Here is a 13053-nt window from a genome sequence, read left to right as displayed (position 1 = left end):
CGCGCTCTGGCTGCCGCTGGTCGCGGCGGCCGAGACGCTGCGCATCGCCACCTACAATGCCGATCTCACGCGCGACGGGCCGGGGCTGCTGTTGCAGGCCGTTGTTGCAGGGGACGATCCGCAGGTGCTGGCGGTGGAGCGGATGATCCTCGCGCTGCAGGCCGATGCCCTGTTGGTGACGGGCATCGACTACGATCTGGAGCTGCACGCCTCGCGCGCCTTGGCAGACCGGCTGGCGGCGGCGGGGCTTTCCTATCCTTACCGCTTTGCGTTGCGGCCCAATACCGGGCGGGCGACCGGGCTCGATCTTGACGGCGACGGCAGGCGGGGCGGGCCGCGCGACGCGCAGGGTTACGGCAGCTTTGCCGGGCAGGGTGGAATGGCGCTGCTCTCGCGCCTGCCGGTCGATGCGGCGGCGGTGCGCGATTTTTCCGGCTTCCTCTGGCGTGACCTGCCGGGCAGCCTTTCGCCTGACACGGGGCCGCTCGGCGATCTGCAACGCCTCTCGACCACCGCGCATTGGGAGGTGCCGCTGCTCCTGCCTCGGGGCGGCAGCCTGCGGCTGCTCACCTGGCTCGCCACCCCGCCGGTCTTCGACGGGCCGGAGGATCGCAACGGCAGGCGCAACCATGACGAGGCGGTATTCTGGCGGCAGCTGCTCGAAGGCCGCCTGCCGATGCCGCCGCCCGAGGGGCCTTTCGTGCTTCTGGGCGATGCCAATCTCGACCCCGCAGATGGCGAGGGGCGGCGCGAAGGGCTGCAGGGTCTCCTCACCCATCCTGCGCTGCAGGACCCGCGGCCGCGGGGCCGCGGCGGCCATATCGACGCCGGACAGTCGGGCGATCCGGCGCTCGACACGGCCGATTACAGCGCCCGCGCCGGGCCCGGGCATCTGCGGGTCGATCTGGTGCTGCCCTCCGCCGATCTGCAGATCGCGGGTGCCGGCGTGCTCTGGCCGCCGCCGGGCGATCCTCTGGCCGAGGTCGCCGCCACGGCCTCGCGGCATCGCCCGCTCTGGGTCGACATTCTGCTGCCCTGAGCCTCCTGCGCTTGACCGAGGGGGGGCAAGCCGATAGGCGGGAAACCAACCTTTCTTGACCGCAGGAGCGTACATTGGCCAATCCTTCCCTCCTCATCCTTGCCGGCGACGGCATCGGCCCCGAAGTGATGGCCGAGGTGAAAAAGATCATCGGCTGGCTCGGCGCCAAGCGCGGCGTGACCTTCGACGTGACCGAGGATCTGGTGGGCGGCTCTGCCTATGACGCGCATGGCACGCCGCTGCATGACGACACGATGGCCAAGGCGATGGAGGTCGACGCAGTGCTGCTCGGCGCCGTCGGCGGGCCGAAATACGACAACCTCGACTTCAGCGTGAAGCCCGAGCGCGGCCTGCTGCGCCTGCGCAAGGAGATGGACCTGTTCTCCAACCTGCGCCCGGCCCAGTGCTTCGATGCGCTGGCCGATTTCTCCAGCCTCAAGAAGGAGGTCGTCGCCGGGCTCGACATCGTCATCGTGCGCGAGCTGACCTCGGGCGTCTATTTCGGCGAGCCGCGTGGCATCTTCCCCGACAACGAGGGCGGTCGCTTCGGCGTCAACACCCAGCGCTACACCACCGACGAGATCCGCCGCGTCGCCCGTTCCGCCTTCGAGCTGGCAAAGCGCCGCAACAACAAGCTCTGCTCGATGGAGAAGGCCAATGTCATGGAGTCGGGCATCCTCTGGCGCGAGGAGGTGCAGTGGGTGCATGACAACGAATACCCGGAAGTCGAGCTGACCCACATGTATGCCGACAACGGCGCGATGCAGCTGGTGCGCTGGCCCAAGCAGTTCGACGTGATCGTCACCGACAACCTCTTCGGCGACATCCTGTCGGATTGTGCGGCGATGCTGACGGGCAGCCTCGGGATGCTGCCCTCGGCGAGCCTCGGCGCGCCGATGGCCAACGGCCGCCCGCGCGCGATGTACGAGCCGGTGCATGGCTCTGCCCCCGACATCGCCGGCCAGGGCAAGGCCAACCCGATCGCCTGCATCCTCAGCCTCGCCATGGCGTTGCGCTACTCCTACGACATGGGTGACGAGGCGACGCGGGTCGAGAAGGCGGTGGAGAAGGTGCTGGCAGACGGCCTGCGCACCGCCGATCTGATGGGCCCCGAAGGCGGCACGCCGATCTCCACCGCCGGCATGGGCGACGCCATCGTCGCCGCGCTCGACGCCAGCCTCTGAGCCGCGGCAAAGCCCCTGCCTTGCGCTCCGGCGCGAGGCAGGCAATGGTGCGACATTCCGTCACCCGACCCAAGAGAGCGGCCCCGATGACCGTCGTGAAATCGAACCTGCGCGGCGCCCTGTTCGCTCTGGCTTCCTTCGCGATCTATGCCTCGCACGATGTCGTGGTGAAGATGCTCGGCGCGCATTACTCGCCGATCCAGATCATCTTCTTCTCGCAGCTGCTGACCTTCCCGCTTGTCACGGTCATGCTGATGAACGACCGCACCGACGGCAATCTCAGGCCGCGCCACCCGTGGTGGACCGCGCTACGCAGCGCCTGCACCGTCATCACCGGGGTCAGCGCCTTCTACGCCTTCTCGGTGCTGCCGCTGGCGCAGACCTACGCCATCCTCTTCGCGGCACCGCTGCTCATCACCCTGCTCGCCATCCCGATGCTGGGCGAGACCATCGGCATCCGCCGCGGTCTCGCCATCGTCGCCGGCCTCGTCGGCGTGCTGATCGTGCTGCGCCCCGGCGCGGATGCGCTGAGCCTCGGCCATCTGGCGGCGCTGACCGCCGCGGTCACCTCCTCGCTCGCCTCGGTCACGGTGCGCAAGATCGGTCAGGCGGAGCGGTCGGTGGTGCTGCTGATCTATCCGATGATGGCCAACTTCATCGCACTCGGCCTCGCGCTGCCCTTCGTCTACCGCCCGATGCCGGTCGAGCATTTCGGCATGATCGGCATCATCGCCGCCTGCGGTTTCGTCGCCATGCTGGCCATCATCGCCGCCTACCGGGTGGGCGAGGCGGTGATCGTCGCGCCGATGCAGTATTCGCAGATGATCTGGGCCGCGATCTTCGGCGCGCTGATCTTCCATGAAAGCCCGGATCTCTTCACCTGGGTCGGGGCGGTGGTCATCATCGCCAGCGGGCTCTACATCGTGCTGCGCGAGTCGCACGGCCGCGTGTCGGAGAACCAGCCGGTGCTGAAGTCGCGCTCCGGCCCCGCCAGCGGCATCAGCCCGCGGATCTCGCTGCTCCTGAAACGCTACGAGGCGCGGGACCGCGACCTGTAAGATCGGCGCGGAAACCGCATCTTGCCCTCTTGCAAATGCCCGTCGGACGGTTTACCCCGACGCCACGGTCGGAGCGTAGCGCAGCCTGGTAGCGCACCTGCTTCGGGAGCAGGGGGTCGGAGGTTCGAATCCTCTCGCTCCGACCAATTTTCCCGACAATCCCCCTCAGCGCAGTCGCCACATGGCGGCGATGTAGGACGCGGTCATCAGATCCAGATGCGCGCCGCCGCCGTTCTTGGCCAGGGTGATCTCGTCCATCGAGCGGCGGGCGAAGCCGCCCTGCGGCATGTCGTAGAAATCCGCGAAGATATCCGCCTCCGAGATCACCCCCCGCGCGATCGGGTCCTTGATCTCGCCGATGTGGCCGATGGTCGTCGCCCGCGAGTCGACGAAGATCGAGGCGCGGCGCAGGGCCTCGTCATCCACCTCGCGCATGTCGGGCCGGTAGGCGCCGATCAGGTCGAGATGGGTGCCCGGCTTCAGCCATTTGCCCCTCACCAGGGGCTCATGGCTCATGGTGGCGGTGCAGATGATGTCCGCCGCCCGCACCGCCGCCTCCAGATCCTCGGTGGCGCTCACCTTGCCGCCCGCCATCGCCTGCGCCTTCCCGGGCGACCGGTTCCAGACGGTGAAGCGCGCCTCGGGGAACAGGCTGCCATAGGCCTCGATCATCGATTGCGCCACGGTTCCCGCACCGACCAGCAGGATGTTGCGGCTATCGGGCCGCGCCAGCTTCTTGGCCGCCAGCAGGCTGTCGCCAGCGGTCTTCCACTTGGTGACGAGGTGGAAATCCACCAGCGCCTCCAGCGTGCCGTCGCGGTCGGAATAGAGGTTCACCGCGCCGTTCACCGAGGGCAGGCCGTGCGAGGGGTTGCCCGGAAAGATCGTCGCTGTCTTCACCAGCTGCCCCAGCCCGCTGATCCAGGCCGCCCGCGACAGAAGCGTGTCCTTGCCGCGGTAGAGGAAGACGTCGGCGATCTCGGCCTTGGGCAGGCGGTGTCCGGCCTCCAGCGCGTCGGTGAGGCCGTTCCAGGTCAGATGCGCCTCGGCCTCCGGCCCGATGATGTCGATCATAGCCCCGCCTCCGTCTCGTTCAGCAACCCGTCCGCGACGAGGCGCCGTGCCCAGCCGTCCGGTCCGGTGAAATGATGCACCTGCCAGCCGCGCGCCTCGGCGGCGGCGATGTTGTCGGCGCGGTCGTCGGTGAAGAGAAGCGCCTCCGGCGCCACGCCGCAGCTTGCCTCCATCAGCCGGAAGATCTCCGGATCGGGCTTGATGCAGCCCATCTCGCCCGAAACGAAGGTCTGGTCGAACTCGCTCAGGAAGTCGTACTGCGTCTTGGCATAGGCGAAGCTGTGCACCCCGAAATTGGTCAGGGCGAAGACCGGCACGCCCTTGGCGCGCAGCGCCCGCAGCAGCGCCACCGAATGGTCGATGCGGGGCGAGGCCATGTCGATCCAGTTGTCATGCCACATGCGGATCTCTGCGCCCCAATGCGGGGTCGCATCGGCCAGCGCGTGGATCGTCTCGCGGAACAGCGCGCCCGCGTCGATGCTCTCGTTCATGCCGATCAGATCGACCTCGGCGAACAGCTGCCGCCGCCGCGCCTCGCCGATCGTCCCGTCGTAGAACCGCTCCGGATTCCATTCCATCAGCACATTGCCGATGTCGAACACCACCGCTTCCGGTTTCATGGCTTTCCTTTCGCCTGTCGCACCAGCCGTTCCAGCACCTCGAGAAAGCGCGAACGGTCGGCCTTGGAGAAGGGCCGCCCGCCGCCCTGCCGGAACGGATCGGCCGAGCGCAGATCCTGCATCAGATCGCGCGTCGCCAGCGCATTGCCGATATTGGCCGGGGTCAGCGGCTCGCCGTTGTGCTTGAGCACCAGAGCCCCCGCCGCCACGCATTTCGCCGCCAGCGGGATGTCCCCGGTCACCACCACATCCCCCGGTCCCGCCCGCTCGGCGATCCACATGTCGGCCACGTCCGGCCCGTCGGGCACGAAGACGCTTTCGACCAGCGGATTGGCCGAAGGCCGGATGCCCCCGTTCGAGACGAGGATCATCCGCATCCGGTGCCGCGTCGCCACCCGCTCCGCCTCGGCCTTCACCGGGCAGGCGTCGGCGTCGATGTAGATCGCGCCCCCGTCAGGCATAGAGCGCCGAGGCATGGAAGCCGATGTGGTCCTCCATGAAGGTCGAGACGAAGAAGTAGCTGTGGTCATAGCCCTTCTGCATCCGGAAGGCGCCGTTCTGCCGCCGCTGCATCATCGCCTCGGCCAGGGCCTCGGGCTTTAGGAGGTCGAGGAACTGGTCGGAGGCGCCCTGATCGATCAGGATCGGCCCGTCGAAGCCGCGCTTCTTCATCAGCAGCGTCGCGTCATGCGGCGCCCATTTCGTCTCGTCCTCGCCCAGATAGGCGGTGAACTGCTTGCGGCCCCAGTCGGATTGCGTCGGGTTGGCGATCGGCGCGAAGGCCGAGACCGAGCGGAAGCGGCCCGGGAAGCTCATGGCGATGGTCAACGCGCCATGCCCGCCCATCGAATGCCCGGTGATGCCCTGCCGCCCCTCGTCCAGCGGGAAGGCGTTGAACAGGAGCCGCGGCAACTCGTCGGTCACATAGTCCCACATCTTGAAATGCGGCGCCCAAGGCGTCTCGGTGGCGTTGACATAGAAGCCCGCGCCTTGCCCCAGATCGTAATCGGCATGGTTCGCCACCCCCTCGCCGCGCGGCGAGGTGTCGGGGAAGATCAGCGCCACACCCTCGGCCGCCGCCCATTTCTGCGCCCCGGCCTTCACCATCGCGTTCTCGTGTGTGCAGGTCAGGCCCGACAGGTACCAGACCAGCGGCACCGGATCGCTCTCGGCCTCTTCCGGCAGGAACAGGCCGAAGGTCATGTCGCAGCCGGTGGCTTCGGAACTGTGGGTATAGACCCCCTGCATGCCGCCGAAGGCCCGGTTCTCGGAAATGGTCTTCATCTCTTCTCTCCTCTCAGAAGCTCGTGACCCAGGCGATCACCCCGGTAATCGTCAGGATGCTGATCGCCGTCGAAATCAGGATGGTGGCGGACACCCGTTGCGGCGCCACCCCGTAATGCTGGGCGAGGATATAGACATTCCCCGCCACCGGCAGAGCCGAGGCCGCAATCATCACACCTGCCGCCTCCCGCTCCACCTCGAAGACCACCAGCGCGGCAAAGGCCACCGCCGCCGGATGCAGCACAAGTTTGCAGAAACTGAGCCAGGCCGCCACCTCCATCCGCTCCGCCGACTTGGTGGCGAGCGAGGCGCCGATGGCAAAGAGCGCGCCGGGCGTGGCCGCGGCGCCGAGCAGCGCCAGAAACTCGTTCAGCGGTCCCGGCACCGGAACCCCGCTCGACGACCAGAGCAGCCCCAGCACCATCGAGACGATCATCGGGTTCTTCAACAGCCCCATTCCCAGCGCGCGGAACACGGCCCAGCTCATCCGCCCCTGTCGCATCCCGGTGATGATCAGCGTGATCAGGCTGGAGAAGACGATCAGATCGATCGCCAGCGTCATCAGCATCGGCCCTGCCGCCTGCGGCCCCAGCAGGACGACGAACATCGGGATGCCGAGAAAGCCGGTGTTGCCGATCACCGCGCATTGCGCCTCGACCGCCGCCTCCTCGACGCTGACCCGGCGCAGCCGTGCGACCAGCGTGGCCAGGGCATAGACGGTGCCGCAGCCGAGGAGATAGGCCAGCACGAAGGGCGTCGAATAGATCTCGTCCAGCGACAGATTGGCGGCGAAGCGGAACAGCATCGCGGAGAGCGCGAAGTAGAAGACGAACTTCGTCAGATAGGCCGTGGCCTCCGGCGTGAAGAAGCGCACGCGCCCCGCCCAGTAGCCGACCCCGATCAGTGCGAAGAAGGGCAGGGTTTTCAGCAGGATCGGCAGCATGCGGGGCTTTCGGCTCGGTGTCGGGCCAAGCTTTCACGCCCCCCCGGCAGATGCAAGCCGCCGAGGCCGTCTCTGCGACTTCTGGCGGGCTTTCCGGGCCCGCTGCCCTGAAATCATCGGGCCTGCGGGATTGCTCAGCCGAAGCCGATCAGGATCCCCGCCGCCAGCACCAGCCCGCCGCCCAGCACCACCTGCAGCGCGGCGCGGACGAAGGGCGTCTCCATGAAGCGGTTCTGGATCCAGGCGATCGCCCAGAGCTCGACGAAGACCACGATGATGGCGATGACCGTCGCCGTCCAGAAATCCGGGATCAGATAGGGCAGGGCGTGGCCCAGCCCGCCCAGCGTCGTCATCACCCCGGAGGCCAGCCCGCGTTTCCACGGCGCGCCGCGCCCCGACAGCACGCCATCGTCATGCGCCGCCTCGGTGAAGCCCATCGAGATCCCGGCCCCGACCGAGGCCGCGAGCCCGACCTGGAACGTCGTCCAAGGGTCCTGCGTGGCGAAGGCGGTGGCGAAGATCGGCGCCAGCGTCGAGACCGAGCCATCCATCAGCCCGGCCAGCCCCGGCTGCACCCAGGTCAGGATGAACTGCCGCCGCGCCGTCTGGTCCTCGTCGCTGCGTGCTTCAGGCGTCAGATGGTCCTCTGCCAGCGCATCGGCCTTGCGCTCGTGCCCCGCCTCGGCGGCGGCGAGATCGCCCAAGAGCTTGCGGGTGCCGGCGTCGGTGACCCGGGTGGCAGCGGTCTCGTAGAACTGCCGCGCGCTCGCCTCCATGTTCCAGGCCTCGGCGCGGATCGTCTCCAGCGAGAGATTGGCCATCAGCCAGACCGGCTTGCGCGCTTCGGCCCCCGCGACATGCTCGCGCCGGATCAGCGGGATGGTCTCGCCGAAGCGCCGGCGGTGCAGCTCGATCAGCCGCTGCCGGTGCCCGTCCTCCTCTGCCGCCATCCCCTCGAACACCGCCGCCGAGGCCGGATACTCCGCCCTCAGCCGCTCGGCATAGCCGCGGTAGATCCGGGCATCGTCCTCCTCGGAGGAGATGGCCAGCGCGAGGATCTCCTGTTCGGACAGATCCTTGAAGCGGCGACGGGAGGACAGTCCGGGGATCATGGCGGCTCCGTGGTTTAGAATGATTCCAAACTAGCGGATCTGGCGTGGAAAGCAAGGCGGCATATCCGCCCACGGGGAATCAGCGCGGCACGGGGCGCGTGCCGCGCAGCCGCAGGCAGGTTGCCGGCCCCTCGCCGACGATCTCGTAGAGCTCCGGCCGGCTGCGGAAATACGCGGACCATGTGGTGCGGCCGCAGTCGGTCTTCACCAGCGCGTGCTTGGTCCGCAGCGTGTTGCCCAATGGACCGAGCGGCAGCAGGGCCATCAGCGCCGCCTCCGTGCGCACCGCCTTCAGGATGCGCTGATCGACCGTCGGCGTCGGCTCCGCCGCCGGGCGGCGTTCCGGCTCGCCGGGCAATGCGTGGAACTCCGAACAGGCCAGCCGGAATTGCGCCGAGGCTTCCGCCCGCCCGGCGCCGAGCACCCAGAACCCCGAGGCGCGCAGCCGGTGGGCCAGCGCCGCGAAGTCGCGGTCGGTGGACAGCAGGGCGAAGGAATCCACCGTCGAGGCATGGGCGATATCCATCGCGTCGATCACCAGCCGGATGTCGGCGGAGTTCTTGCCCGCCAGCGTGTCGAGATAGGTCACCTGGAACCGCGGATCCTTTTCCCAGCCGTTCGGGTTCAGCCGGTCACAATAGGCCCGCAGGATCGTCGGCGTCCCCGCCTGCAACAGCCGCCCGAGCAGGGGCTCGACCGAGGCGCGCGACAGGTTCTCGCCGTCGGCCAGCACGGCGAGCGTGCCCGTGGGAATTCGGCGGACGAGGCTGAAATCCGTGGCTTCCTGCGTCATCCGACCCCCCGTTTTCGGGGAAGTCTAGCCGCGATTGCGGCGGCTTCATGGCGTCACAGATCGAAGGTCGCGAACACCGGCGCGTGGTCGGAGGGCTGCAGCCAGCCGCGGGCGCTGCGCAGGATGCGGCTGTCGTGGGCGGCGTTGACGATGTCGGGCGTGGCCCAGATGTGGTCGAGCCGCCGGCCCTTGTCGGCCAGATCCCAATCCGCCGCCCGATAGGACCACCAGGAATAGAGCTGCCCCTGCGGGATGTCGTGGCGGGTCACGTCGATCCACTTGCCGGCCTCCATCACCGCGTTCAGGTGATCGACCTCGACCGGCGTGTGGCTGACGATCTTCAACAGCGCCTTGTGGTTCCAGACGTCGTCCTCGCGCGGGGCGATGTTGAGATCGCCGACCAGGATCGCGCGGTCCGGCGTCTCCCAGCGGCACCAGTCCCGCATCTGGGTCAGGTAGTCGAGCTTCTGTCCGAACTTGGCGTTCAACTCGCGGTCCGGGATATCGCCCCCCGCCGGGACATAGCAGTTATGGATCGTCACCCCGTTCTCCAGCCGCGCCGCGACATGGCGGGCATGGCCGAGCTGGGCGAAGTCGCGCTCGCCCGCATCCATGATCGGCAGCTTCGACAGGATGGCGACACCGTTGTAGCCCTTCTGGCCGCGCGCCACGGCATAGCGATAGCCGAGGTCGTGGAACACGTTCAGCGGCATCTTCTCCACCGGCGACTTGCACTCCTGCAGGCAGAGGATGTCGGGCATCTCCTCGGCCAGGAGCCGCGAGACCAGCCCTTCGCGCAGGCGGACGGAGTTGATGTTCCAGGTGGCGAGAGTGAAGGTCATGCGTATTCCTCTGGTCAGGAGCCGGAGGATAACGTTGGCCTGCCCGCTGCACCACCCGAAACGGGCGCCGAGGTCAGTGGATGGTGTAGCTGCCGATCTCGCAGAGATCGACGGAATTCTCGAGCTCGTCGCCGTCGGTGAAGACCATCTTCAGATCGTAGCTGCAGTGCGCCCGCCCGTCGGCGATCGTCACCGTGCCGCTGGCACCTGAGGCCAGCATGGCGCTGCTGAGGATATCCTCTTCCCAATCGTCGACATCGGCGGGCGAGGCGTAGAATTCGGCCAGATCGACGCCGGACAGGTTGGCCAGCGTGAAGGCAAGATCCTCGGCCAGAGCCGGAAGGCCGAGACACGCGAGCAGGGCGCAGAGAGACAGGAAACGAGCCATTTTTACCGATACCTCCTAAAAACCCGGACATTTCCCGAAACAGGAGGACCCGTCTTGCAAGAAACTACCCGGTCAAAGGTGCAGAAACGGTAAAAAAAGGCCGGGCACGAGGCCCGGCCAGGTCCAACAGGGAGGGTGCCGCGTCTGAAGTCCCCGACGCGGCGGAGGGATCGCGTTTTGCAGAAAACGGTCCTGCGGAATTCAACCTATGGGATACAATCTGCGCAACAATTTCGATTCATGCAACAAGTCTGTATCCGCCCGATTCCGTGACCAGAAGCCGCGCATTGGAGGGATCGGGTTCGATCTTCTGACGCAGGCGGTAGATATGGGTTTCAAGCGTATGGGTGGTCACCCCTGCATTGTAGCCCCAGACCTCGTGCAGCAGCACGTCGCGCGCCACCACGCCCTGCGAGGCGCGGTACAGGTACTTCAAAATGTTGGTTTCTTTCTCGGTGAGCCGGATCTTCTTCTCCTTCTCGTCCACCAGCATCTTTTGCGCCGGTTTGAACGTGTAGGGGCCAAGCTGGAACACCGCGTCTTCGGATTGTTCGTGCGTGCGCAACTGCGCCCTGATGCGGGCCAGCAACACGGGAAACTTGAACGGCTTGGTCACATAGTCATTGGCCCCCGCGTCGAGGCCTAAAATCGTGTCGCTGTCCGAATCATGGCCTGTCAGCATCAGGATCGGACATTTGACTCCGGCCTTGCGCATGCGGCGGCACAATTCGCGTCCATCGGTGTCGGGAAGCCCGACGTCGAGAATAACGAGATCGTAAAGCGCCGCCTTGGCCTTCTCCATGCCTTCCGCGCCGGTGCTCGCCTCGAACACATCGAAATCCTCGGTCATCACGAGCTGTTCGCTCAGCGCCTCGCGAAGATCATCTTCATCGTCCACCAGCAGGATCTTGCGTAGGGATGCCATGGCGTCCTCCTTTGTTCTGACAGTGACATGCGCCCGGCTCACCCCTGCGACAAGCAATGCGACCGATTTCTCACGGGCTCGTGTCGGAAAGCGGGGAAATGTTTCAATTCGCTTCAGCCGGAGCTAGACAGACGGAGGAAAGGAACGCCCATGCCGCTTGCTCCGAGTATCGTCGAACGCATAGCCCGGGCGCGGGGCGATCTGCGCATGGGGGTGCCGGTGGTGCTCACCGATGCGGGTCAGGCCGCGCTGGTGGTGGCGGTGGAGGCGCTGGATGCCGCGCGTCTGGCCGATCTGCGGCTTCTGGGCACGCCGGAGCTGGCGATCACCCAGCGCCGCGCCGAGACGCTGAAGGCGCATGCCTATGACGGCGACCTGGCGCGGATCGAGGTGCCGGAGACGGCGGGGATCGATTGGCTGCGGGCGCTGGCCAACCCGGTCGACGATCTGCGCGTGCCGATGAAAGGGCCGTTCCGCTCGCTGCGCGGCGGGGCGGTCGGGCTGCACCGCGCGGCGATCGCGCTGGCGAAATCGGCGCATCTCCTGCCGGCGGCGCTGCTGGTGCCGGTGCCGAACGGTCTGGCGCTGGCGGCCGAGCATGCGCTGACCCTGCTCGCCCTGTCGGAAGTGGCGCCGGAGCTGCTGCGCGGCTCGCCGCTGCATCCGGTGGTCTCGGCCCGGGTGCCGATGGTCGCCTCGCAGGCCGGGCGGGTGCATGTCTTCCGGCCCGAGGATGGCGGTGCCGAGCATTACGCCATCGAGATCGGCCGCCCCGACCGCAGCCAGCCGGTGCTGGCGCGGCTGCATTCGGCCTGCTTCACCGGCGACGTGCTGGGCAGCCTGAAATGCGACTGCGGCCCGCAACTGCGCGCCGCGCTGGCGCAGATGGGGACCGAGGGCGCGGGGGTGCTGCTCTACCTCAATCAGGAGGGCAGGGGGATCGGGCTGGCCAACAAGATGCGGGCCTATTCTCTGCAGGATCAGGGCTTCGACACGGTGGAGGCCAACCACCGGCTGGGCTTCGAGGATGACGAGCGCGACTTCCGCATCGGGGCGGGGTTGCTGAAACAGATGGGCTTTTCGGCGGTGCGGCTGATGACCAACAACCCCAACAAGCTGCGGATGATGGCCGCCAATGGCCTGACCGTGACCGAGCGTGTGCCGCTGCATGTCGGCCAGACCGAGGAGAACGCGGGCTATCTCGCGACCAAGGCCGCCAAGTCGGGGCATCTGGCATGAGGCGCGGCGATCTTCTGGTCGGGCCCTGGGGGGCGCGCTTCGGCGGGCGGCAGTTTGCCTGCTCCATCGGCCGCGGCGGGATCACCGGGGCCAAGCGCGAGGGCGATGGCGCCACGCCGCGCGGCACGCATGGCATCACCGGCCTGCTTTACCGGCCCGACCGCATCGCGCCATCCGTGCTTCCTGAATGGGCGGTGCCGATCCAGCCGGGCGATCTCTGGTCCGACGACCCGCGCGATCCCGACTACAACCACATGGTCCGCGCTCCGCATCCCTTCGGCCACGAGCGGCTGTCGCGGCCCGATCCGCTCTATGACGTGGTGCTGACCACCGACTGGAACTGGCCCTGGGCGAAGCCGGGCCGGGGCTCGGCGATCTTCCTGCACAGCTGGCGCAGGCCGCGTCACCCGACCGCCGGATGCGTCGCCTTTGCCCTCCCCGATTTGCTGTGGATCGCCAACCGCCTGCGCCCGGAAGCGCGACTAATCGTCCATTGAGCGTGCTTCCCATGGGATCTGCTGCCGCATATCGTGGCAAAAAGGAGATCCCGCG

15 protein-coding genes and 1 tRNA gene are annotated in these 13053 nt (G+C 67.4%); 6 read left to right on the top strand and 10 right to left on the bottom strand.

Features of this window, described 5'->3' with window-relative positions; translation table 11 throughout:
- Positions 1–37 precede the first annotated feature (37 nt).
- The 4 genes from AC3A5Z_RS15075 to AC3A5Z_RS15060 all read left to right on the top strand — a co-directional run bounded on the left by AC3A5Z_RS15075 (position 38) and on the right by AC3A5Z_RS15060 (position 3427).
- Positions 38–1039: an endonuclease/exonuclease/phosphatase family protein gene (locus tag AC3A5Z_RS15075; RefSeq protein ID WP_487520579.1), complete on the top strand. Its 1002-nt coding sequence runs from the start codon at positions 38–40 to the stop codon at positions 1037–1039.
- Positions 1040–1113: 74 nt separating this feature from the next.
- Positions 1114–2223, top strand: coding sequence for a 3-isopropylmalate dehydrogenase (leuB, locus tag AC3A5Z_RS15070; RefSeq protein ID WP_487520164.1), 1110 nt, complete (start codon positions 1114–1116; stop codon positions 2221–2223).
- A gap of 86 nt (positions 2224–2309) precedes the next feature.
- Complete coding sequence (locus tag AC3A5Z_RS15065) at positions 2310–3281, top strand: DMT family transporter (RefSeq protein WP_487520163.1); 972 nt, start codon at positions 2310–2312, stop codon at positions 3279–3281.
- A 69-nt stretch (positions 3282–3350) separates the two neighbouring features.
- A tRNA-Pro gene (locus tag AC3A5Z_RS15060) sits at positions 3351–3427 on the top strand.
- Positions 3428–3446: 19 nt separating this feature from the next.
- Here AC3A5Z_RS15060 and AC3A5Z_RS15055 read toward each other — a convergent pair.
- The 10 genes from AC3A5Z_RS15055 to AC3A5Z_RS15010 all read right to left on the bottom strand — a co-directional run bounded on the left by AC3A5Z_RS15055 (position 3447) and on the right by AC3A5Z_RS15010 (position 11262).
- The gene (locus AC3A5Z_RS15055; RefSeq protein ID WP_487520162.1) at positions 3447–4355 is read right to left on the bottom strand and encodes an ornithine cyclodeaminase family protein; all 909 of its coding nucleotides are present in this window, start codon (positions 4353–4355) and stop codon (positions 3447–3449) included.
- Positions 4352–4975, bottom strand: coding sequence for an HAD family hydrolase (locus tag AC3A5Z_RS15050; protein WP_487520161.1), 624 nt, complete (start codon positions 4973–4975; stop codon positions 4352–4354). The genes AC3A5Z_RS15055 and AC3A5Z_RS15050 overlap by 4 nt, the downstream gene beginning before the upstream one ends.
- Entirely contained in the window at positions 4972–5436 is a 465-nt protein-coding gene (locus AC3A5Z_RS15045) for a YaiI/YqxD family protein (protein WP_487520160.1), read from the bottom strand. The genes AC3A5Z_RS15050 and AC3A5Z_RS15045 overlap by 4 nt, the downstream gene beginning before the upstream one ends.
- Entirely contained in the window at positions 5429–6259 is an 831-nt protein-coding gene (gene fghA, locus AC3A5Z_RS15040; RefSeq protein WP_136792540.1) for an S-formylglutathione hydrolase, read from the bottom strand. Before fghA ends, AC3A5Z_RS15045 begins: the two co-directional genes overlap by 8 nt.
- Positions 6260–6272: 13 nt before the next feature.
- The gene (locus tag AC3A5Z_RS15035; RefSeq protein ID WP_487520159.1) at positions 6273–7202 is read right to left on the bottom strand and encodes an AEC family transporter; all 930 of its coding nucleotides are present in this window, start codon (positions 7200–7202) and stop codon (positions 6273–6275) included.
- Positions 7203–7336: 134 nt separating this feature from the next.
- On the bottom strand, positions 7337–8314 hold the full coding sequence (gene mbfA, locus AC3A5Z_RS15030; RefSeq protein WP_111467236.1) for an iron exporter MbfA: 978 nt from the start codon (positions 8312–8314) through the stop codon (positions 7337–7339).
- A 79-nt stretch (positions 8315–8393) separates the two neighbouring features.
- Positions 8394–9107, bottom strand: coding sequence for an NYN domain-containing protein (locus AC3A5Z_RS15025; RefSeq protein WP_487520158.1), 714 nt, complete (start codon positions 9105–9107; stop codon positions 8394–8396).
- A 53-nt stretch (positions 9108–9160) separates the two neighbouring features.
- Complete coding sequence (locus AC3A5Z_RS15020) at positions 9161–9949, bottom strand: exodeoxyribonuclease III (protein WP_487520157.1); 789 nt, start codon at positions 9947–9949, stop codon at positions 9161–9163.
- 73 nt (positions 9950–10022) lie between these two features.
- Entirely contained in the window at positions 10023–10337 is a 315-nt protein-coding gene (locus AC3A5Z_RS15015) for a hypothetical protein (protein WP_487520156.1), read from the bottom strand.
- A 238-nt stretch (positions 10338–10575) separates the two neighbouring features.
- Positions 10576–11262: a response regulator transcription factor gene (locus tag AC3A5Z_RS15010; RefSeq protein ID WP_487520155.1), complete on the bottom strand. Its 687-nt coding sequence runs from the start codon at positions 11260–11262 to the stop codon at positions 10576–10578.
- A 150-nt stretch (positions 11263–11412) separates the two neighbouring features.
- On the opposite strand from AC3A5Z_RS15010, the gene ribA reads away from it, so the two are divergent.
- Positions 11413–12501, top strand: coding sequence for a GTP cyclohydrolase II (gene ribA / locus AC3A5Z_RS15005; protein WP_487520154.1), 1089 nt, complete (start codon positions 11413–11415; stop codon positions 12499–12501).
- Positions 12498–12998 (top strand): L,D-transpeptidase family protein, encoded by a 501-nt coding sequence (locus AC3A5Z_RS15000; protein WP_487520153.1) that lies wholly within the window; start codon positions 12498–12500, stop codon positions 12996–12998. Before ribA ends, AC3A5Z_RS15000 begins: the two co-directional genes overlap by 4 nt.
- Positions 12999–13053: the final 55 nt, after the last annotated feature.

This window comes from Cereibacter sp. Soil_C_27 (assembly GCF_057657095.1).
This window is presented reverse-complemented; position numbering and strand designations above follow the sequence as displayed.